Here is a 19,374-nt window from a genome sequence, read left to right on the forward strand (position 1 = left end):
CACGCCGCACCCCGCCCGCCACCGGTGCCGCGAGCCCCATACCCGCAGAGGCGACTTCCGGAGACTGTCTTGCGCCACATCACCACGAACGACACTCCCACCCCGACAATCCGGGGCATCGCCGATCACAGCTGGCAGGAACGCGGCCGGTGCCACGGCCTGCCGGCCAAGGAGATCGACAAACTGTTCTTCCACGCGGCCCGCGACCGCGCAGCCATCGCCGCGGCCAAGGCGATCTGCAGCGGGTGCCCGGTGAAGAAGGCGTGCTTCGACTACGCCCTAGACAACGAGCTCCGCCAGGGCATGTGGGGCGGGCTCACCGAGGCTGAGCGCCGTCCCTGGCACGCCCGGGTCAACAAGCGCCTGGACTACAGCCGCGTCAAGGCCGCCTTCGAAGGCCGCGACGTCCACCTCAGCGACGCCGAGCGCGAAGCCGTCACCCGCCACGCCTACGTCCGTGGCTGGAGCCCTGAGCGCCTCGCCTACTCGCTGCGGCTCGAAAACCTCGACTGGGCGCGCGACCTGATGCGCAACGCCGCCCACGCCGTCGCCGACCGCGACCGCTACTGGGGCCAAGCCGAACCAGAAACGGCCACCGACGACGAGCCCGCCAAGGACAAAGACGCCTCGGGTGAGGACGTCGAGGACGCCGTCTCCCCAGTGCACATCGTCCGCCATGTGCAGACCCACGCCCTGATCGCCGCTCTCCGAAAGGCCGCATGACTCACCCCATCGCCCTGCCCTCCCTCCTGCTCGGCATCGAGTCCGTGCACGTCGTCGCAGCCGTCGGCGTGCTCGCCGGGTTTCTGGCCGGATGGTCGCTCCGGCGGCGTCGGGCCCGGTCGGGCGGCCCGCGCACCAGCACCCCCGCAGTCTGGGTGTCGGCCCTCGCCGCCCTGAACTGCACCGTCTACAGCGCCGAGACCAGCTGGCGGTTCGCCGCCGACTACCTCGACGTCGCCGGCACGGTGGAGCGGGCCATGATGTTCAGCGCGGCCGAGCTGGCGCTGTTCGCGACCGCGCTGATGGCCCGGCAGAGTCTGAAGACCAAGGGAGCTCCGGGCCTGCCGGGCGGTCTGGTCTGGGTGATCACCGGGGTGCAGGTCATCCCGGCGTACGCCGAGTCGGGGATGGTGGCCGGCACTGTGCGGGCCTTCGCCGGCCCGGTCCTGGCGGCCGCGTTGTGGCACCTGGCCATGGGCATCGAGCTACGACTGCACAAGCCGGACGCCGCCTCGCAAGGGCTCCTGGCCACCTTCGGCCGGGAAATGCGGGAGCGTCTCCTCTCGCGCCTGGGCGTCGCGACCCGCAACCGCGATGCCGCGCAGATCACCAAGGAACGCGCGACCTGGCGGGCAGTGGCGCTCGCCTCCCTGCTGGCCTCGATACCCGAGGAGCAGCGTGAGAACGGTCGTGGCCGTCGGATTACGCGTCGACTCCAGTCGGCTCTGGCGCGATCCGGTGTCGGCACCGACCTGGGCCAACGCCGTTTGCTGCTGGAACAGCTGGCCGCCCGCCGGCACGCCACGGAACTCGCCACCGTGGTCCTGCCGTCACCCTGGATTCAGCCCGTGCGCGACCGGTACGCAGATCACGGGGACCGGTCCCCTCTCCCCGTGTCCATCGCAACTCCGTCGGTGAACCGGACGCAGACAAGTACGGGGGTGAGCGCGGTCCCCGGCGACGGTCCCCGAAGCACCACACCGATCGGGGACCGAGCAGACGGGGACCGAGCCGCCGAGTCCGGTTCGGGCCCGCTGCACGAGGGCCAAGAGGCGGCGGTCGGGGACCAGGAGACCGTAGCCGCCGGGACCGAAGAGCCCGACGACTGCGCCAGCGGCAGTGCCGACCATGTGCACGAAGCCGCTGCTCAGGGGACCACAGACGGGCCCCTGGTCCCCGTCCCCACCGGAGACGCGAACCAGGAGCACCCGGATACCGGAGCAGGGACGGAGCCCGTTGGGGACCGTGCCCACACGATCCCCAACGACGACGAGGACTGCGAACACCTCGACACCCAAACGGGGACCGAGCCCAACCAGGACCGTCCCCACACCGTCCCCGTACGCCGGACGCCGAAGGCGAGGACGTCCCGGAACCGACCGCGCGGCGGTCAGTCCACTCGGTCCCGCAAGCAGCCTCAACTGAGCGTCGAGGAGATGGTCGAGCGGGTCCGTCCCCACGTCCCCGCGCTGCTGGAGCGCGACGGCAATGAGTCCCTGACCCGGGTTCAGCTCCGGGAAATCCTGCGCGCCCAGCAGATCCGGGGAGGGCGGAACGAGCGGCTGACGCCGGTCCTGCAGCAGCTCCGCGACGAAGCGGGCACCGCCACAGCAAGGAGCACGGCCCGATGAAGACCTGCCAGCGCTTCGCGCGCATCAAGTCCGGCTTCGAGCAGGACATCCGTCGCCTGCGCGGGCATGCCGAGCGTTACCAGAGTTCCGCGTCGGCGAGGACCAGCGCAAGGACCGCCGTCGTGGTCCGGCGGAACATGGCTCGGTCCTTGAACCAGCACCTCGATCGCTGCCCCGAGTGCGGCTGACCATCACAAAACAGCAGGTCATGCGCCTGCTTCCATCAACCCTTCTCATGGCCCGGCCTCGGCCGGGCCACCGCCCCCGCCCTGGAGGAACCCGTCATTCCTGCCCATCATCCGCGTACACACGCGCCGACCACCACCGAGGCCGCCGCCTGGGCGGAGGTGCTCGTGCGCCACCAGCTCCTGCACGCCGCCGTGCTGACCCCCAGCGGCCAGTGGCTCGTCCAGCACCGCGCCGACTCCCCCGTCCAGCTCCTCGACGGCCCGACCTCCATGGTCGATCTCGCCGCCGACATCCAGCACCGCGTCCGTGCCACGAGGAACCTCACCCGATGACAATCCCGACGACACCCCCCACCCCCGCAACGGGTGAGCTCAAAGCCAACTCGGCCTCAGCGGAAGCAAGTTGGTGCAAGAGCATTGCTCCCGTTGGGAGCAATGCTCTTGCGTCTCCCGCCCCGGGGGTGGCGGGAGGGGATCGGCACCGGGGGGCGCCGATCCGTCAGGATGCGGCCGAGGGCGGACCGCATCCTGCAGAGGGGGACAGCCACTCCTGCCACAGCAGCGACTGCGCCCACGCCGTACCGCCAAAGCCTCGCGTTCAGCAGCGTGAGCGCCTGCGCGATAAGAAGAAGCGCATGCACCAGCCGAGCTGCCGCATGAACGACGCCGAGTACCAGCTCCTCGTCCGCGGCGCAGCAGCCTGCAACATGAGCGTCGCCAACTACCTCGCCCGCGCCGCGCTCAAAGCCGCCCGCAACCTCGACCTCACCGCCGCAGAAATCGCCGGCGAACGCGAGATGCTGCACGAGTTGTTCGCCCTGAGAACGGCACTCAACCGGATCGGAAACAACCTCAACCAGGTTGCGGCAGCACTGAATTCGGACGAGCCCGCACCGCAGGCCAAGGCGGTCCTCGCTGGTGTCGACCGGGTCTCCCTGCGTGTGGACGCCTTCGTCCAGCGCTACCTGGACGGCGAGCGTCCTGCCGCATGATCCCCAGAGTCCACGACATGGGCAATGACACCTACGGCCTGCTGGAATACCTGTACGGCCTCGGCAAGGCCGAGGAGCACGTCGACCCCCACCTCGTCGCCGCGTGGGACCGCCTGGCTCCCGACCCCGGCCGCGACCCCGGCCGCCGCGACCCCAAGGCGACCAAGCGCGACCTGCAGCGCCTGCTGGACCAGCCCGTCATGGCCCTGCCCGAAGGCGCCAGGCCCGCCGAGCACGTATGGCACCTGTCCGTACGCGCCGCCCCCGAAGACCCGGTCCTCACCGACGAGCAGTGGGCGGACATCGCCCGCCGCATGGTCGCCGCCACCGGCATCGCCCCCGAAGGCGACGACGACGCCTGCCGCTGGGCGGCCGTCCGCCACGCCGACGACCACATCCACATCATCGCCACCGTCGTCCGCCAGGACGGCCGCCGAGCCCGCATCCGCCACGATGGCGCCCGCTCCCAGGCGGAAGCCCGGAAGATCGAAGTCGACTACGGGCTCCGCCGGTTGAACTCCGGCGACGGCACCGCCGCCAAGCGCCCCACCAGCGCCGAACGCCACAAGGCAAACCGCCGGGGCAGAGAACGAACCCCACGCGAGGAACTGCGCGAGACGGTACGCCGCGCCGCCGCCGGCGTCGCCGACGAGCAGGAGTTCTTCGACCGCCTGGCCGCCGCGGGCCTCCTGATCCACCAGCGCGTCGCACCCTCCGGCGACCTGCTCGGCTACAAGGTCGCGCTGCCCGACGACCGCAACGAGGATGGGGAGCCGATCTACTATTCAGGCTCCACCCTCGCCCCGGACCTCTCCCTCCCCAAGATCCGCGAACGGTGGGCCGCGAACACCTCCGAACCCGACCGCGACGCCGCTACCGAGCCCTCCTCCGGCTCCGCCCGCATCAGCCCGTCGACCGCGCGCCGCCAGGCGACACGAGCGGTCTGGCAGGCCATGCTCATCCTCGACCAGGGCGACGACGGACAGATCGCCGCGCAGCTCGCCGCGGCTGGCGAGATCCTCGACGCGCTCGCCAAGACATCAACCGCGCACACCCGGCGCGAACTACGCGACGCCGCCTTCGTCTTCGAGCGGGCCACACGCTCCCACATCCGGGCCCAGCGAGGCCATGCCCGCGGTCTGCGGCAGGCCGCCCGTGACCTCGTCCACGGCGGGCCGGCGCTCGGCCGCGGGGAGGACGGCGCCACCACCGCCATGCTGATCGACATGGTGTTCTTCCTGGTCACCGCCGCCGCCCACTGGCACAGGATGAAGGAGCACACCCAGCAGGCCGCCGCTGCCCACGAGGCCGCCGAACACCTGCGCGGCGCCTACCAAGCCACCGCCCCAGTGTTCCTGGGCGTCCTGCACCAGCGCGGCCGTCGCCTGTCCCAGCCCCTGCGGCGCAAGCAGGCCGCCTCCCTGCACCAGGCGGTGCCGGAACTGGCCGAGCAGGTCCTGGCCGAGCCGGGCTGGTACGCGCTGGCCGCAACCCTCGCCGACGTCGAGAGCGCCGGTCACGACCCGGCCGCGCTCCTGGCCCAAGCCGCCGCCCGCCGGGAGCTGGACACCGCCGACTCGATCAGCGACGTCCTGGTGTGGCGGCTGCGGCGCATGGCCGATCTGCCCGCGGACGCCTCCTCCATGCCACCGCACACCGCTACCGCACACACCGCCACCCGCGAAACCGCGCAGCGCGCGGCGAAGGGCAAGGACCGTTCCGGCAAGACCCGCTGAATTCAACAATTCTAGAGTTGCAGCAGGTCAGGGACTTGCGGCACTCTCCTCGTGCAGGCGAGACGACAGAGATGGAGACCGCGTGTTCCGACGCACCCGTACGGACCGAGACTTCCGTGAAGCCCAGCATGCCGGCCAGGCGCTGCTGGCGATGCACACCGAGTGGCCACTGCCCGACGCACTCGGCCCGGAGACCACGGTGCCGGACTTCCTGCCGCCGGACTTCCGGGCACCGGTCCGCCAGGACGTCTCGGGCTTCATGATGCGCTGGGACCGGCCGCTCGTCATCGACGGGGACGTCCACCAGTGCCACTGCGGTGCGTACCGGAACTGGATCGTCGTCAACATGCGCGACGACTCGGTGTGGCTGCGCTGCCCATCCGGCCACGAAACAGCGGAGCCGCGCCTGGACACCGCCTGGTACAACCGCAACTCCGGTCCTGTCGACCGCTTCCACCCCACCCTCGAAGAGGGCCTGCGCCACCTCGGCCACTGAAACCCGCGAAACCCCTCCCCTCACCCCTGCGTTCATCGGCACCCGGAGAGCCGACCCGGTCAGACCGTCTGTCCCGCATCACCTAGGGGTTTCCGCATGCGCCTGTCCACCACGACCGCCCTCGGCCTGAGCGCCCTCACCGTCCTTGCCCTGGCCGGCTGCTCCACCCGCACCGAGCCCGCCATCACCGCCACCTCGTCTTCCACGTCCGCGCACCAGGACGGCACGGCGGAGGCATCCGCGCCGCTGTCCTCGGCCGAGCTGAAGACGCGGCTGCTGAGCGAGAGCGACCTGGGCGAGGGCTACACGCGCACGCCACAGCCCGCCGTCCGGCACGACGACGTCACCGTGATCGGCTGCCCGGCACTGGCCGAACTCGGCGGCGACACGGCCACCGGCACCAGCCTCAGCTTCCCCCGCAAGGCCAAGGCGTCCTTCACCTACGCCGGCAGCAGCAGCTCCGAGCTGTCCGAGGAGCTCTACAGCGGCAGCGCGGCGAAGCTGTCCCAGGGCATCGGGACGGTCTTCGACGCGATGCTCTCCTGCCCCACCTACCAGGTGGTGTCGGGCAGCACCGTCATCGACATGGGCACCATGAAGGCGAGCGCCCCTCAGCTGGGTGACGAGCGGTGGAGCCAACTGCTCACCTACTCCGCCGGCGGGCAGAGCAGCGTCGTCAAGCAGACGGCGATCCGCACCGGCAACATCCTGGTGATCGTCTCCGGGTCTCCGGCTCTCGTCGACGCCCACCTCGCCGACGCCGTCCGGGCGGCGCAGGCCCGCTGACGCACGGCGCTCCGTCACGCCCCGTCCTCCCCTGCTGTTCGGGGGCAGGACCGGGCGTTCGTCGTCCGGCACTACCGTGTCGGCGGACGACGAACGCCCCGTCGGCGCCATGATGCGTCCCGGGCTTCTGTCGTGGGTCATCGGCACATCGTCGTACGAGGGGAGGTCACCGGGGTGGTGAAGCGTCCCACGACGCGTGGGTGTTTCGCATTCGTCACCACACCGCGCCATGAGGTCGTACTGCAACTGCGGGACGAGAAGGCCGGCATCGCCTGGCCAGGACACTGGTCGCTTCCCGGCGGCGGGACCGAGGCGGACGAAACGCCGCTCGAGACGATCCTGCGGGAACTGCTGGAGGAGACCGGCATCGTCCCGGAGGCAATCGAGGAAGTTCGGGTCACCACCTACGAGAAGGGCAAGACGCCGCCCCACCTGTTCGCCGTGTCCTGGGACGGCACCGAGAGCGAACTCGTTCTCGGCGAAGGCCAAGCCCTGCGCCTGTTCCCCCTCGACGCACTGCCCGAGCCGATGCCGCCCCACGTCCGGCACTACATCGAACAACTCGCACCACGCCTGCCGCCCCCGTGCCGCTGACACGCCCGCGCTGTCCGGGCACCTGCCGTGCGGAAAGGCACACCACCCCCGACGCAACGGAAACGGGCCCGCTCTCTCACCATGACAACGGTGAGAGAGCGGGCCCGAAGCAGTGGGAAACTCAGCGGACGGCGTGGCACGGTCGAAGCAGGCCCGTGCACGAGGTCATGACAGCGCGGGCATACCCGCCTCCGGCACGCCAGGCCGTTCGATGGCGAGCAGCCGGTCGTGGTGGAGGCCCAGCTCCACGATCTCGTCGTCAGCGGGCACGTAGGCGAGGATCGTGAGCCGTCGGCCCCGGGCGGGGTGGGTCACGGTCAGGACGTGGTGCCGGTCCAGGCAACCGGACACGGTATACGCGTCACTGGAGTTGAGGTCCGCGGCACGTCCCTGAACGGTCTTCAGTTCCCGGCGCTGGGTCCACCAGCGGGCCCTCGCCCGCATCCGGGCAAGCGCCGTCGCCCGTCGGTCGCGCTCGGTCTTCCAGGCGCGACAGCAGGGAGTGCACTCCACGGTGGCGTCGGGGTTCGGGGCGGAGAGCAGCAGGCCGCACAGGGCGCTGCCGGTGGCGGCGTTGCGGCGGTGTCCGGTGACGAGGTTGCCCCGGCCGCCGGGCGCCCACAGCACGTCGTCCTCTCGCGGGCACACCTCGTCGGCGGGCACGCTCACCTCGCCCGCAAGGCGATCAAAGCGGGTCAGCGCGGCAACCAGCGCGGTGCAGTTCGCGCACTTCCGCCGCGCGGACGCCGGGCGGGGATCGAGCGGCTTGCCGCAATAGCCCATCAGATGGCCCGGGATCGGCCGGTGCGCGGTGGCCCCTTTACCCGTCCCGACAGCGGGCCGGAGATTCCGGTTCGCCACCAGGGTGCGGCGGCGTAGTCAGGATCAGGAAGGCGCGCGTGCAGCTCTGGCACAGGGAATGCGCCGTGTTCTCTCCGATCGGCGCGAGGTCCGTCGAATGAGTGGCGCACACCGTCAACGGCTCGGTGCCGAGCATCACGCCGTGGTGCGCGGTCCCGGTGGTGGGCGAGATGGACAGCCAGATCAAGGGCAGGGGCAAGCAGACCTCCAAGGCCAAGGTCGAGATGGTGAGGGTGTGCCGTGCCGTCAGTCGCGGCGTACGACGGTGAGCCGTTCCTGCGCGCCGTCGGGCAGGGTGCGCCGGGCAACGGGGACCGGGGAGGCAAGCGAGGCGGCGAAGGCCGCGACCAGGTCGTGTGGGACGCTGGCGCTGAAGCTGGCGCACCACAGGTACGGCGCTCCCAGCACGGGTTCCGCCCATGCCTGCCATCCCAGAAGGTCGTCCCTGGGGTCAGCGTCCTGGATGAGCGGCGGCAGCGTCTCCAGCGAGATGCTGGCGGAGAAGCCGGGGTCGGTGGCGGTCGTACGCGGGCGGTCCAGGTCGCGCAGCCAGCCACACGCGCTGAGCACGGTGAGCACCGTCTCCGCGTCCTCGAACCCGGCATCGGGCGCTTCGCGGGCGTCGAGCGCGAGCAGGAGGTGTGCGAGCGCCTCGTGCGGGACGCCAGCGGTGAAATATGCGTTCCACTCGGTCATGGCCGAGGCGTTGTGCGGGCGGGCCGACAGCTGCCAGGCCACGGGGAGCCCGCCCAGCTCGAACGGGTAGGCGGCGAGGATCCATTCGGCGCCGCGCAGACCGTCGGGGCTCATATAGAGCAGGGTGTTGCGGGAGGTCGGCCACATGCGCCAGCCGAGCCCGCTGAGGGTGTCGCCGATCCGCTCGGCGAGGGCGTCGTCATCGCCGGCCAGATGGCGCGGGGTGACCCAGTACACCGGGTCCGGCAGGTGGGGGTGGGAGGGATCGAGGGGGTGGTGCGGGTGCAGGGGCGCCTCCGTGGGTTCGATGGATCACTGTCCGGTGTGCGGCCCGGTCGCGCCTCGCCGACGACGCGAGGGTCCCTCAGCCGGGGGCTGCCAGGTCAGAGCGACCGCCACCACGGGCGGCAGGGGGCCGAACTGCACGGCCTCCTTGGACTCGGCGATGTAGACCACCGGTCGGCCCTGCTCGTCCACCGCCGACTCCACACCGCCCAGGAGGTGGGCCATAGGGAAGAAGGGATTGACGGCGAGACGCACGATCGCGTCACGGTCGTACGCGGACAGCAGGTCGAGCAGGTCACCGACGGTCATCTCGCGCGGGTGTGATTCCAAGGTGTACTCCAAGCAGTAGCGGGCGAGGCCGCAAGAGCAGAGGCAAAGTACGTGGGGCATACGAGAGGGGACGGGACGCGTCAGTCACAGGGGGCGGGAGGTGGCCAGGGTCTGGGCCACGACAGCGGCAATGATCTCCGCCGGGGTCTGCGTCCCGAAGGACATCCGGTAGCCCGGGACGCTCGCGGTGCCGGTAACGGCGATCACCCAGCCCTCATCCGTTACCCAATCCCCGTCCACACCGCCGGGCCGGCCGTCGGGAAAGTAGCCGAGGTAGAACCGGCCGTCGCGCGAGCCGATATGGACATCGGCCCGGTCGTCCACAATGTGGGTGAAGTCGGCCTCCGCGAACTGGTCGATCACCTGCATCGGCTGGCCGGCGCCGAGCTTCCAGGAATGGAGCCGCAAGGCCGCGACCGTCGTGGAAATTCCAGGTTGCGCCGCATCCAATGCCACAACATCACCTTTCTGACCTGGGGTTTTAAGGAGGGTCGTTTAGGTTGACATGGTGTCGCGACGTTCACCAGTCCTTGCCGGATCTTTCCTGTCTGCCACAGGCGAACTGCCGTCCGCTGACATCGAACCCAGTCCACCGGAAGTCCTTAGCCTGCGGCGACTAACTTGGGCGTCGAGACAGCAGAATGGCGTCCGCTCTGTGGCCGGCGCGCTGACCTGGGACGACTGGATTGGATGGCAAGGATCGCCGTGAGGCTGGGTTTAATGACGACGGACAACTGCCGTCATTCGGGCCTTCCGCGGGATCTCCGCTCTTCGCTTCTGCACAGCCTCAGCGTTCCTTTCACTCGCCTACGCATCGGAGAGACGCACAGGTCAGAGCAGCATCAGCGCGGACACCTCGACGTCGCATGCAGCAGGGGCACGCTGGAGCGCCAACAACTCAGCTCCCGGGGGTGTCGATGGAATGGGTCTCATTAGCAAGCACTATCGTCGGGGGAGGAATTGCAACGGCATCGGCCGGAATCCTGGATCATCGCCGGTGGAGACGAGAACGAGGCGATCAGTACACCGAAAGCCGACGTTCGCTCTACGTCTCCTACCTCTCTGCTCTCGCCTCGGCTCGACACGCTTGCCGCATGGCCGTTCGCGAGCCCGAGCTCGAACCGGAGGAGCGCAGGCGTGCGGTGTGGGAACCATTCGAAGCCTGCACAAGCCTGCGATACGAGCTGTCGATCTGCGCGCCGCTCTACGTGGTCGTGGAGTCTGACGATTCGTTCCGACGGCTACGTGACCTGCGCGACGTGGTTGCTGACGGTTTAAGCAGGGACAGCGACGAGTACGTTGATGGGCGGCATCGATACGACCGGGCGTACCAGGCCCTTCGGGATGCCATGCGTAAAGACCTCGGCGCCAATGCCTAGCTTCGCCTCAGAGGAACCAGCGGGGCCACGCTCTCTCACGGCAGCTCGCTGTAGCGAGCGTGGGAAAAGCTGTCTCGTTATGGGATTTGATCGGACGACACTGTGCGGGTGAAGCTGTTCGATCTAGGCTTTGAGCCCGAAGAGGTGATCTCGCATCCCCGGCACCAGGCCGCACAGGTGGATCTGGTGCCGTTGATCGAGCGCGTACGGTCCTGCCGCAGCCCGCAGGACGGCTACGAACTACAACAGGACCTGCTTCGGCACCTCCTCGAAGTGGAGGAACACCGCAACGCCTTCAGCAAGGCGGTCAAGCGCATGAGCGCCGGCAAGGCGCCCCACACCGGTGCACCCGAACCGCAGTCGGGGCTGGACCGGTGCGACATCGAGACGTGGATCCTTGAGCGCGAGCTGTGCGAGCGCGTGGCGCGGCAGTTCCGCTCGATCGGCGACGCGCTGGCCTGGCGGGCCTTCAACCACGACCGCAGATACATCCTGGCCCTGTGCCGAAACGCGCCGTCCGGAATCATGGCGGGCAAGGCCGGCCTGGAGACAGAACTGGAGACCGTGAAGAGGCACTGGCACGACGGCCAGTTCGCACTCATGCACGACCTGACCAACTGCCTCCGAATCGGCGACATCACCGTATGGCAGGACGACGGACCGCACACCTACGAGATCAAGACCAACGACAGGTACCGCAGTCGCACCCAGGAGCAGCGGATCGAGACCGCGTACGAGGCCGTCCGCACCGGATCCGCGTTGCCTGGGGACAACCCCGACGAGCGGCTCCACAACATCGACACCCCGCTGCGGACGCACATGGGGCTGCTGCAGACCGCGACCCAACGCGCCGCCACGGACGGGATCTTCGCCGCCAAGGCGCCCGGCAGCCGTGCCCTGATCGCCGTCGACCTGCACGGCGTGACCAGCCAGGAGTGGACGCGGGAGGAGTTCAGGCAACGGGTGGCCCGCCAATGGAACGCCGCCCGGCGCCGCGCACGCATCGGGGACCAGCCCGACCTGAACATGCACGCCACGAGTCTGGACACCGTCTCGCGCGACCCACTGCGTGTTCCATGGGGCGTCTACCCCATCCACCCCGTTGCCGCAGCGCGTCTGATCGGCGACGTCATGACCCTCACGGTGGAGACCTCCGGCCCGTCCCTGGCCGCAGACCTGACCGCCCGGGGGATCTCGGCGCAATGGGTGCGCCCACCCGGAACCGGCGAACTGATGGTCGGTGATGTCCTCATGGAGATCCACCGCCAGACCGAATGGCGAGCCCCCAACGGACTCACCGCCCAGATTTCCCGGACGCTGCAGCTGAAGCGCTCGGAGATGGACCGCTACTTGATCGAACTGATGGACCAGGACTGCTGGGCAGCAGGGATCCAGCACCTGTTGCTGTCCCCGGACACCTCCGAACGGCCGTGGCCGGTCTTCCGGGACGAAGGCCACACCTGGTTGTGACGACGCACCGCGTGGCCTGCTGGAGCTGTAGAGATATTCCCGGTTCAGCTCCCCGGGCCCAGGGAGACCGCGCGGCACCATGCTGGTGGGCCGAGAGAACTGCTTCCGACCAAGACAACGAGTGGCACGCACTGAAGGAGCTGGCGCAGATGCTGAACCAGTCGCAGCGATGAATGCGCTATCTGAACACGATGTCTGCTGCCTCTGATGTCCATCCGCCCTTTCGCGTGCTCAATCACAGCGGTGATTGAGCGTCGCACCTGGCACCTGGCACCTGGCACCTGGACGAGCGAGCTGAGCACCTTGTCCGTCCGTCGGCCGGGCAGACGAAAACCCCCGAAATCCGCATGGGGAATTCGGGGGCTGGTGAGAAGATCCGCCGGGCTTGATCAGTCCTGGGCGCCACCACTCTCATCTTCGGTACGGCGGCGCCGCGCCGCGAAGACAGTTCCACTGCCGGCGGCGAGGAGGGCACCGGCGCTGCCGAGCAGCCACGGGGTGGCATCGGCTCCGGTGTGAGCGAGGGAGCCGACCGCGGCCTTCGAGGTGGCGCCGCCGGACGCGTCGGCCGTCGGCGAAGAGTCGGTGCCCGTCGTCGGGGAGGACGCCGCGCTGACCGCCGTGCCGCTACTCGCCGTGTCGCCCGGCGCGGTCGCCGTGTTGGGCGGCTTCTCGGGGGACGTGGGGGCGGGGGTCGTGCCGCTGGTCTTCTTGGCGTTGGTGATGGTCACGGTCACCGGGTCGCCCGGCTTGGCCTTGAACTTCTTCGCGGACGTGTAGACCGCGTAGCCGGTGGGCGCCTTCACCTGCTTGGCCCAGAAGGTGCTGCCGGTGCGGGAGTTGATGGGCAGTGTGCCGCTGGCCGTTCCGTCCGAGCCGGTCGTCAGCGTCAGGATGATCTTGTCACCACTGCCGATGTTGACCGTGGATCCGGCCAGCAGCTTGCCGGTCTTGTCATCCTTGGCCTTCAGCAGAAGTGAGGCGGACTTGAACGGGTCGATGATCGTCAGCGGGGTGTCGGCACCGGGAGTGACGATGACGTCCTGGTCGTCCACGACGTCGTGCAGCGGGCTGCCGGAAGCCGTCTGCTCGAGCCGGTAGATGCCCGGCGCGAGGTCGGGGAAGGACAGCTTCCCCTGTGTGTCGGTCTTGCCTCGTCCGGCTTCCTGGCCGACGGAGTCGAGCAGCAGGAACGCGGCGTCGGGGAGCACATCTCCGGCCGTGTCCTTCACGGTGATCTCGACGCCGCCCGCGTCCGGGGCCGGTGTTTCTGCGGGAGCGGCGGAGGCCGAGGAGGGCGGATCGGACGGCTGCGCCGTCGCGGCCGGCGCCCAGCTGAGGGTGCCGGTTACCGCGGCGGCGACGGCAGCGGTTCGGACGGCGCGGCGGACGAAACGAGGATGCACGAGAAGAGGGGCTCCTTGATCAGGGGCGGGGAGGGTCATCGGGTCCGGCCGACGGCAGGGGCGGGAGGCGGCGGGGCCGCAAGCGTGTTACCGGGCGCCTGCCTGACTGTCGTGGGGGTGGTGACGTAGAGCGCGCTGCGGGTGAGGACGGGGATGTCCTGGACGGTGCGGTGCAGCGGCTCGGTGGAGATCATCGAGGCGGTGAGGGCTGCGACAAGCGTGGTGGGTGTCCCGAAGGAGAAGCGTGCCGTCCAGTGGGGCTCGCTGGGGAATCCGCCCCAGGCCCGCCAGGCCGGTCTGCCAGCGCCGTTGGCGTACTGGTGGCGTACGCCGCCGAGCCCTTCCGGGGTGAGGAAACTCTGTGTGCCGTCGGTCTTGACGTCGTGGCGCCAGCCGCGGGCGAGCAGCGGTGCGTATGCCTCGTGCGGCGCCGCCTCATCCTGGAACAAGCGGTCTTGGTCACTGTGCCGGTCTTCGAGGTAGAGGTCGAGCAGTTCGGTGTGGACGTCGTGGAGCAGTTCGACGGGGGTGGTGGCGTCAAAGGTGATCCACCAGGCCGGCGGGGTGAACGGGGCCTGGTGTGCGGTGATGGTCCACGTGCCCTTGCCGAGCTTGTCGGGCTGGGGGTCGTAAGTGGTCTGCAGTCGCAGGCAGGGGCTGAACGCGGCGGCCGTGCCTTCGTCGGTCCGGGCGAACAGCCAGCCCTCGTCGAAGGGGAAGGCCCATGCCGTGCGGGGGCCAAGGGCGCCGGGTCCGGCGAGGTGGTGGGGAAGCACCTGCACGGTCTGGGCCGGGTCGAGGTTCTCCAAGGGGTGGGTCATCACGGACAGGGCTCCTGCGGGAAAGTACGGAACGCCGAGCACCGTGGCCGGTGGGTGGGGGCGCGGCTCAGCGGGCGCGGGCGCCGGCACGGGTGACGGGCACGGCGGAAGAGGGGCGCGGGGGCTGGCCCGCGGTGCGGCTGGGCGCGGATGCGGTCCAGGCACCGGGGAACCAGACGGCGCTGTACTGCTCGATGGCATCGCGCAGCCCGGTGGTGACGGCGCCGTCCCACGGTGACCGGCCGGGACGGTGGTACTTGCTGAACGTGCCGTACCCGCTGGCGTTGGGGCTGGTGTTGTTGGCTTCGTCGCGGCGGTGGAAGGTGCCGTGGTCCACGAAGCCGAGGGCCACAACGTCGATCTCGCCGCGGTCCGAGTGGACGACCGCCAGGCGCAACCCGCCGTAGGTGTCGGCGTGGATGGTGCGGCTGAAGTCGATCCGCAGCCGCAGGGGCGTGCCCGGAACCGGGGCAGCGTAGTAGGTGTTGCCCACGACGGTGTGGTCGTGGAAGGGGAGGCACAGTTCGGCGAAGAACTCGGGTGCCTGCAGGGACAAGGAGTCTCCGGTCGGGATCGGGGCCGGCGTTATCAGCGGGGGCCGGGCAGGGCCGGTCGGCTGGTGGTGCTCCAGCGCGGGACGCTGGTTGTAGGCAGCGCGGCCGGGCGGCGGGAGGCGAGGCGCTGCACGTCGAGCGGGGTCGGACCCGGCGGGCGCGGCGGGAGGATGGGGGTGAGCTGGGCCAAGTCCTTCAAGTAGCTGGTGGCCTCCCGCCAGCGCGGCAGCGGTGCGGGATCGCAGACGGACTCGGTGACGGCCTTGAGCAGGGCGACGGGGGTGTCGGTACTGAAGGTGGCGTACCAGAAGGGGCGGTTGAGGGAGGCGCCGGCCCACAGCTGCCAGCGGGCGTCGCGGGTGGTCAGCTCGGTTCCCGCATCGAGATCGCCGGTGGTGTACTCCAGGGCGGCGAGCCCGTCGGGTGACTGGACGGCGAAGACACCCTGCCGGGGGCGGTCGAACAGCCATCCGCGGTTGACGAGCGGATCGATGGCGAGGAACGGGTCACGGTCCTCGCTCCCGGAAACCGGCCGGGCGAGATAGCGGTCAGGGCCCTGTTCGTACGCGGCGGCGAGCGCGGTGGTGAAGGCGGTCACGAACTCCGTGGGCACGGAGTCGTTGAAGCAAACGCCCCACACGGGCGGACCAAAGGGGTCCTTGTAGGCGTTGATGCGCCACAGGCCGTCGTCCTCGCCTTCGGGAAGATAGCCCAGTCGCACCCTGCGGTCCGGGGCGTTCAGGTAGGCGTTGCCGAGGTCGTCGTGGTGCAGTTCCCAGCCGAGGTTGCGCAGCGGGTCGAGGCCAGGATCACCGACAGCGGTGGTACGGGCGAGATGGCGCGGGGAGACGTAGACGTCTCCGTCGATGGTGTCGTCGTGGAGTGGCACAGGATCCTGAGAAAGGGAGGGATGCGGGTCAGGGGACGTGGGATCAGGCGGCGAGGGCGAAGGCCGTTCGCAGGGCGGCAGGGCGGCCGGTGTAGTGCAGCGTGCGCAGCCCCAGACGGCGGGCGGCGCGGCAGTTGTCGGCCCGGTCGTCCACGAACAGAACGCGTCCCGGGTCCGCGATGCCGGTGGCGGCCAGGGCGTGTTCGTACGCGGCCGGATCGGGCTTACACAGGCCCAGGCGGGCGGAGTACAGGGCGTCGTCCATCAGGTGGCGCCGCCAGTCGGTGGCGTCCAGGACGTTGCTGAGGTGGGCCGGCGCGTTGGAGAGCAGCACCATGGGCAGCCCTGCGGTCCGGGCGCGGTACAGGAGGTCGAGGACGTGGGGATCGGTGCGGGTCCACATGGCCGTGTCGGCCGTGCGCAGTTCGCGCAGCAGGCGCGGGCCGGGGTGGTAGCCGAGCACCTTGGCCCAGTACGCGAGGTCGCTGAGCTGGCCGGCGTCGTAGGGTTCGCGGGCGTTCCAGAAGGCGTGCTGGAGGGAGGCAAGGTCGGTGTCGGGCCAGCCGGCCAGCCGGGCGAGGTGCTGCCACTGGGCGAGGGTGGGCTGGACGCCGATCACGCCGTTGTAGTCGAGGATCACGGCGTCCACGCCGGTCGGGGAGGTGGAGGTGCGGGTCAAGGGGCGGGTTTCTCCAGGGCTTTGGGGGCGAGGACAGCGACGGCGGCGGCGAGGAGGGCGGGCAGCAGCAGCGCGTGCGGCAGGACGGTGAGGGTGGCGAGGGCGCCGATGAGGGCGGGGCCGGCGAGCAGGCCGACGTAGCCGGTGACCGCGACGGTGGCGACCGCGCGCGGGCCTCCGGCGCCGGCGGCGGTGATCAGGCTGGGGATGGTGACGGACAGGCCCAGGCCGAAGGCCGCCCAGCCGAGCAGGGCGAAGGTGATGGTGGAACCGGCAAGGCCGGTGGCGAGGCCGAGCGCGGCCAGGGCCGCCCCGGTGCGCACGACGGCGGAAGCCCCGAAGCGGGCGGTGAGGCGGTCTCCGGCGAGACGGCCTGTGGCCATGGCGCCGCTGTAGGCGGCGTACGCTGCCGCGCTGGTCGCGGCGGTCGCGCCGAGGTCATGCAGGTGGACGGAGGCCCAGTCGGCGGCGGCCCCTTCACCGAGCAGGGTGGCCGCCGCGAGCGCGCCCAGCAGCCACAACCGGGACCGCGACAGATCCTCACGCCGGTCCGAGACCGGTGCCGCGCGGTGGTGGACGGGCTCGAGTTCCGATCTGGCGAGCGAGCGGGTGAGCCGGGCCGTTACCCCTGCCGCCGCGGCGGCGCCGGCCCCGACGGCGGCGAACAGGACGGTGTGCGAGGTGTGGGCGCTGGCCGCGGCCAGCGCGGCGCCGGCGAGTGCTCCGAGGCTGTACGCCGCGTGCAGCCCGGCCATGACCGGACGTCCGTAAGCGTCTTGGCAGCGGACCGCGCCGGCATTGGCGGCGACGTCGAGGACGCCGTGCGCGGCGCCGAAGACGAACGCCGCCGTCAGGAGGCTTTCCAGGCTGCGGCAGGCCCCAAGGATGGCGAGGCAGGCGGCGAGCGCGATGGCGCCGCCGGTCAGCAGCGTGGGGAGGCGGGCCGGGTGGGCGAGGCGTCCGCCCGCCTTCAGTCCGGCGACCATGCCGAGGGCGGCGGCCAGCAGGACCAGGGCGAGGGCGGCGGCGCTCATCTCGGCGCTGGTCTGGACGGCGGGCATGCGTGCGCCCCAGACGGCCATCACCACGCCCAGGCCGGCGAAGTACCCGGTCAGCAGACGGCGGCTGCGCACCAGTTCGGGCGCCACGGTCTCGTTCACGCCGCGGACTCCCCGGTGGCCGGGGCGGTCTGCGCGTCCGGCATCACTCGGACGTCAAGGTGGCGATACGCCTCCTGGGCGCGGGCCTGGGCGATGGTGGCGGTCGGCCCGGTGGTGATCAGGTAGCCGATGCGGGCGGTGAACAGGTCGCCGCCGTCCTGCGGGAGCACGAGCTGGTCGCCGGCCCGTCGTTGGAAGCGCACGCGCTCCACGCCCGCGACGGGTTCCCTCAGGCGGCAGGTGGTGAGGGCGCCGGAGTAGGCGGGGTAGATGAAGCGGATCGCCGCGGCCTGGTGGCGGGTGGGGGTGAGGTCAGGGGTGCGTCCGCAGGCGATGTCGGCGGCGGCGCGGGCGAGGTCGACGCCGGTGGCCAGGTGGACGAGGTGGCTGATCATGTCGCCGGCGATCCTCGCGTTGACCTCGATGAGGCGGGGGCGGCCGTCGACCAGACGGAGTTCGACGTGACTGACGCCGTCGGTGACGCCGAGGGCGTCGAGCGCGGCGACGACGACCGGGGCCACGACGGCACGGAGCGGGTCGCCGGCGTCGACCACGTGCGCCAGTTCCTCGAAGTACGGCGCGCAGCCGACGGTCTTGCGGGTGACGGCGACGACGGTGTTCTGCCCCTGATGGGTGACGCACTCGACGCTCAGCTCCGGGCCGTCGAGGTACTCCTCGACCAGCACCTGGGTGCTCTCCACGCCCTGGCCGGCGGTCCTGGCGGCGACGGCGTACGCGGCCGGCAGCTGGTCGGCGGTGTCGACGCGGACGACGCCCATGCTTGCGGCGTGCGCGGCGGGCTTGAGGACGACGGGGAAGCCTATACGCAGGGCTGCAGCCTGTGCCTCGTGCTCGGTGCGCACGCCCGCCGAGGCGGCGGAGGGCACCCCGTGGCGGGCGAACAGGCTGCGGCTGGTGTGCTTGTTGCGGCAGCCCTGAAGTGCCTCGGGGGCCGTGGTGGGCAGGCCCAGCTGGCGGGCGAGCCGGGCGACGGGGACGAGGTGCCACTCGGTCCACGTCATCACCCCGGCCAGTGTGTGCCGCTCGGCGAGCGCGCGCCCGGCCTCGTTCAGCGCGGTCTGGTCGGCAAGATCGGCGACCTCGTGGTCGAGGAGGAACTCCTTCTCCCAGGTCGGTGCGGCGCCGGAGACAAGGACGATGTCGTAGTGGGCGGCGACGCTCTCAAGGCAGGTGCCGCGATACGCCTGGGCTTCCATGTCGGCGGCGGCCACGACCAGGACGACGGGGCGAGAAGACAAGCAAGGGCTCCAAACAGTGCGGTAGGGAAGGCGAGTTGAGGCGGGGGCAGGGACGCCGGGCTCAGGGGGTACGGCGCCGGCGCAGCTCGAAGGCGGACGCCCACTGGGGGTGGTCCTCGATCAACTTGCGGGCGTACAGGGCGGTGAAGGAGTTGTTAAGTCCGCGCACGCCCGCCGGCAGATGCCAGCGCAGGTCCTCGAACAGCGCCTTCAGCCCGACCCGGGTGGCGCCGGCGGCGATCCGGTCGGCCGTCAGGCGCTCCAGCACGCGGTAGACGTAGGGGTGCTCGGCGTCGAAGGCCAGGAAGCGGTCGGTCAGCGTCGGGCGCGCACCCGCCCGCAACGACGGCCGGTCCACCGGCAGGGCGTAGGGGGTGGCAAGGGTGCGGGACGTGGGCATGGCGACGGTCTCCGAGGGGTGATCTGGATGTGACCGGGC

At 70.5% G+C, this 19,374-nt stretch carries 24 protein-coding genes; 12 read left to right on the forward strand and 12 right to left on the reverse strand.

Annotated elements, in window-relative coordinates; all coding sequences use genetic code 11:
- The first annotated feature begins 69 nt into the window (after positions 1–69).
- From ACWD3I_RS29405 to ACWD3I_RS29445, 9 genes are all read left to right on the forward strand, one after another.
- The gene (locus ACWD3I_RS29405; RefSeq protein WP_365399811.1) at positions 70–723 is read left to right on the forward strand and encodes a WhiB family transcriptional regulator; all 654 of its coding nucleotides are present in this window, start codon (positions 70–72) and stop codon (positions 721–723) included.
- Entirely contained in the window at positions 720–2,354 is a 1,635-nt protein-coding gene (locus ACWD3I_RS29410; RefSeq protein WP_365399814.1) for a hypothetical protein, read from the forward strand. Before ACWD3I_RS29405 ends, ACWD3I_RS29410 begins: the two co-directional genes overlap by 4 nt.
- Complete coding sequence (locus ACWD3I_RS29415; protein ID WP_365399817.1) at positions 2,351–2,542, forward strand: hypothetical protein; 192 nt, start codon at positions 2,351–2,353, stop codon at positions 2,540–2,542. Before ACWD3I_RS29410 ends, ACWD3I_RS29415 begins: the two co-directional genes overlap by 4 nt.
- A gap of 165 nt (positions 2,543–2,707) precedes the next feature.
- On the forward strand, positions 2,708–2,875 hold the full coding sequence (locus tag ACWD3I_RS29420) for a hypothetical protein (RefSeq protein WP_365399819.1): 168 nt from the start codon (positions 2,708–2,710) through the stop codon (positions 2,873–2,875).
- A gap of 302 nt (positions 2,876–3,177) precedes the next feature.
- Positions 3,178–3,534: a plasmid mobilization protein gene (locus tag ACWD3I_RS29425; RefSeq protein ID WP_365399822.1), complete on the forward strand. Its 357-nt coding sequence runs from the start codon at positions 3,178–3,180 to the stop codon at positions 3,532–3,534.
- On the forward strand, positions 3,531–5,270 hold the full coding sequence (locus ACWD3I_RS29430; protein ID WP_365399825.1) for a relaxase/mobilization nuclease domain-containing protein: 1,740 nt from the start codon (positions 3,531–3,533) through the stop codon (positions 5,268–5,270). The genes ACWD3I_RS29425 and ACWD3I_RS29430 overlap by 4 nt, the downstream gene beginning before the upstream one ends.
- A gap of 82 nt (positions 5,271–5,352) precedes the next feature.
- Positions 5,353–5,766, forward strand: coding sequence for a hypothetical protein (locus ACWD3I_RS29435; protein WP_365399828.1), 414 nt, complete (start codon positions 5,353–5,355; stop codon positions 5,764–5,766).
- A gap of 96 nt (positions 5,767–5,862) precedes the next feature.
- Entirely contained in the window at positions 5,863–6,552 is a 690-nt protein-coding gene (locus ACWD3I_RS29440) for a hypothetical protein (protein WP_365399831.1), read from the forward strand.
- A gap of 174 nt (positions 6,553–6,726) precedes the next feature.
- Positions 6,727–7,146: an NUDIX domain-containing protein gene (locus ACWD3I_RS29445; RefSeq protein ID WP_451084210.1), complete on the forward strand. Its 420-nt coding sequence runs from the start codon at positions 6,727–6,729 to the stop codon at positions 7,144–7,146.
- A gap of 165 nt (positions 7,147–7,311) precedes the next feature.
- Here the strand turns inward: ACWD3I_RS29445 and ACWD3I_RS29450 are convergent, their stop codons facing one another.
- Positions 7,312–7,815 (reverse strand): hypothetical protein, encoded by a 504-nt coding sequence (locus ACWD3I_RS29450; protein ID WP_451084211.1) that lies wholly within the window; start codon positions 7,813–7,815, stop codon positions 7,312–7,314.
- A 293-nt stretch (positions 7,816–8,108) separates the two neighbouring features.
- On the opposite strand from ACWD3I_RS29450, the gene ACWD3I_RS29455 reads away from it, so the two are divergent.
- The gene (locus ACWD3I_RS29455; protein ID WP_365399841.1) at positions 8,109–8,276 is read left to right on the forward strand and encodes a hypothetical protein; all 168 of its coding nucleotides are present in this window, start codon (positions 8,109–8,111) and stop codon (positions 8,274–8,276) included.
- Here ACWD3I_RS29455 and ACWD3I_RS29460 read toward each other — a convergent pair.
- The 3 genes from ACWD3I_RS29460 to ACWD3I_RS29470 form a co-directional block, all read right to left on the reverse strand.
- A complete protein-coding gene (locus tag ACWD3I_RS29460) occupies positions 8,254–8,940 on the reverse strand; it encodes a DUF317 domain-containing protein (protein ID WP_365399844.1) in 687 nt (228 codons plus the stop codon). The genes ACWD3I_RS29455 and ACWD3I_RS29460 overlap by 23 nt on opposite strands.
- A 75-nt stretch (positions 8,941–9,015) precedes the next feature.
- Positions 9,016–9,297 (reverse strand): hypothetical protein, encoded by a 282-nt coding sequence (locus tag ACWD3I_RS29465; RefSeq protein ID WP_365399887.1) that lies wholly within the window; start codon positions 9,295–9,297, stop codon positions 9,016–9,018.
- A gap of 105 nt (positions 9,298–9,402) precedes the next feature.
- On the reverse strand, positions 9,403–9,774 hold the full coding sequence (locus ACWD3I_RS29470) for a DUF317 domain-containing protein (RefSeq protein ID WP_365399847.1): 372 nt from the start codon (positions 9,772–9,774) through the stop codon (positions 9,403–9,405).
- A 638-nt stretch (positions 9,775–10,412) separates the two neighbouring features.
- Here ACWD3I_RS29470 and ACWD3I_RS29475 point away from each other — a divergent pair.
- Both ACWD3I_RS29475 and ACWD3I_RS29480 read left to right on the forward strand, forming a co-directional pair.
- Positions 10,413–10,697, forward strand: coding sequence for a hypothetical protein (locus ACWD3I_RS29475; RefSeq protein ID WP_365399850.1), 285 nt, complete (start codon positions 10,413–10,415; stop codon positions 10,695–10,697).
- A gap of 108 nt (positions 10,698–10,805) precedes the next feature.
- Positions 10,806–12,167 (forward strand): hypothetical protein, encoded by a 1,362-nt coding sequence (locus tag ACWD3I_RS29480; RefSeq protein ID WP_365399853.1) that lies wholly within the window; start codon positions 10,806–10,808, stop codon positions 12,165–12,167.
- A gap of 389 nt (positions 12,168–12,556) precedes the next feature.
- Here ACWD3I_RS29480 and ACWD3I_RS29485 read toward each other — a convergent pair whose 3' ends face one another.
- From ACWD3I_RS29485 to ACWD3I_RS29520, 8 genes are all read right to left on the reverse strand, one after another.
- A complete protein-coding gene (locus ACWD3I_RS29485) occupies positions 12,557–13,573 on the reverse strand; it encodes a SpaA isopeptide-forming pilin-related protein (protein WP_365399856.1) in 1,017 nt (338 codons plus the stop codon).
- A gap of 35 nt (positions 13,574–13,608) precedes the next feature.
- The gene (locus tag ACWD3I_RS29490; RefSeq protein ID WP_365399858.1) at positions 13,609–14,394 is read right to left on the reverse strand and encodes a DUF317 domain-containing protein; all 786 of its coding nucleotides are present in this window, start codon (positions 14,392–14,394) and stop codon (positions 13,609–13,611) included.
- Between the two features lie 67 nt (positions 14,395–14,461).
- Positions 14,462–14,950 carry a hypothetical protein gene (locus ACWD3I_RS29495; RefSeq protein ID WP_365399861.1) on the reverse strand — a complete coding sequence of 163 codons (489 nt, stop codon included), beginning with the start codon at positions 14,948–14,950 and terminating at the stop codon, positions 14,462–14,464.
- 32 nt (positions 14,951–14,982) lie between these two features.
- Positions 14,983–15,837 carry a DUF317 domain-containing protein gene (locus tag ACWD3I_RS29500; protein WP_365399864.1) on the reverse strand — a complete coding sequence of 285 codons (855 nt, stop codon included), beginning with the start codon at positions 15,835–15,837 and terminating at the stop codon, positions 14,983–14,985.
- A gap of 43 nt (positions 15,838–15,880) precedes the next feature.
- Complete coding sequence (locus ACWD3I_RS29505) at positions 15,881–16,516, reverse strand: HAD family hydrolase (protein ID WP_365399867.1); 636 nt, start codon at positions 16,514–16,516, stop codon at positions 15,881–15,883.
- Positions 16,513–17,676, reverse strand: a complete 1,164-nt coding sequence (locus ACWD3I_RS29510) for an MFS transporter (protein WP_451084212.1) — start codon at positions 17,674–17,676, stop codon at positions 16,513–16,515. Before ACWD3I_RS29510 ends, ACWD3I_RS29505 begins: the two co-directional genes overlap by 4 nt.
- The gene (locus tag ACWD3I_RS29515; protein ID WP_365403958.1) at positions 17,673–18,893 is read right to left on the reverse strand and encodes an ATP-grasp domain-containing protein; all 1,221 of its coding nucleotides are present in this window, start codon (positions 18,891–18,893) and stop codon (positions 17,673–17,675) included. Before ACWD3I_RS29515 ends, ACWD3I_RS29510 begins: the two co-directional genes overlap by 4 nt.
- 103 nt (positions 18,894–18,996) lie before the next feature.
- The gene (locus tag ACWD3I_RS29520; RefSeq protein WP_365403943.1) at positions 18,997–19,335 is read right to left on the reverse strand and encodes a hypothetical protein; all 339 of its coding nucleotides are present in this window, start codon (positions 19,333–19,335) and stop codon (positions 18,997–18,999) included.
- Between the last annotated feature and the right edge of the window lie 39 nt (positions 19,336–19,374).

The organism is Streptomyces sp. NPDC002817 (genome assembly GCF_053592055.1).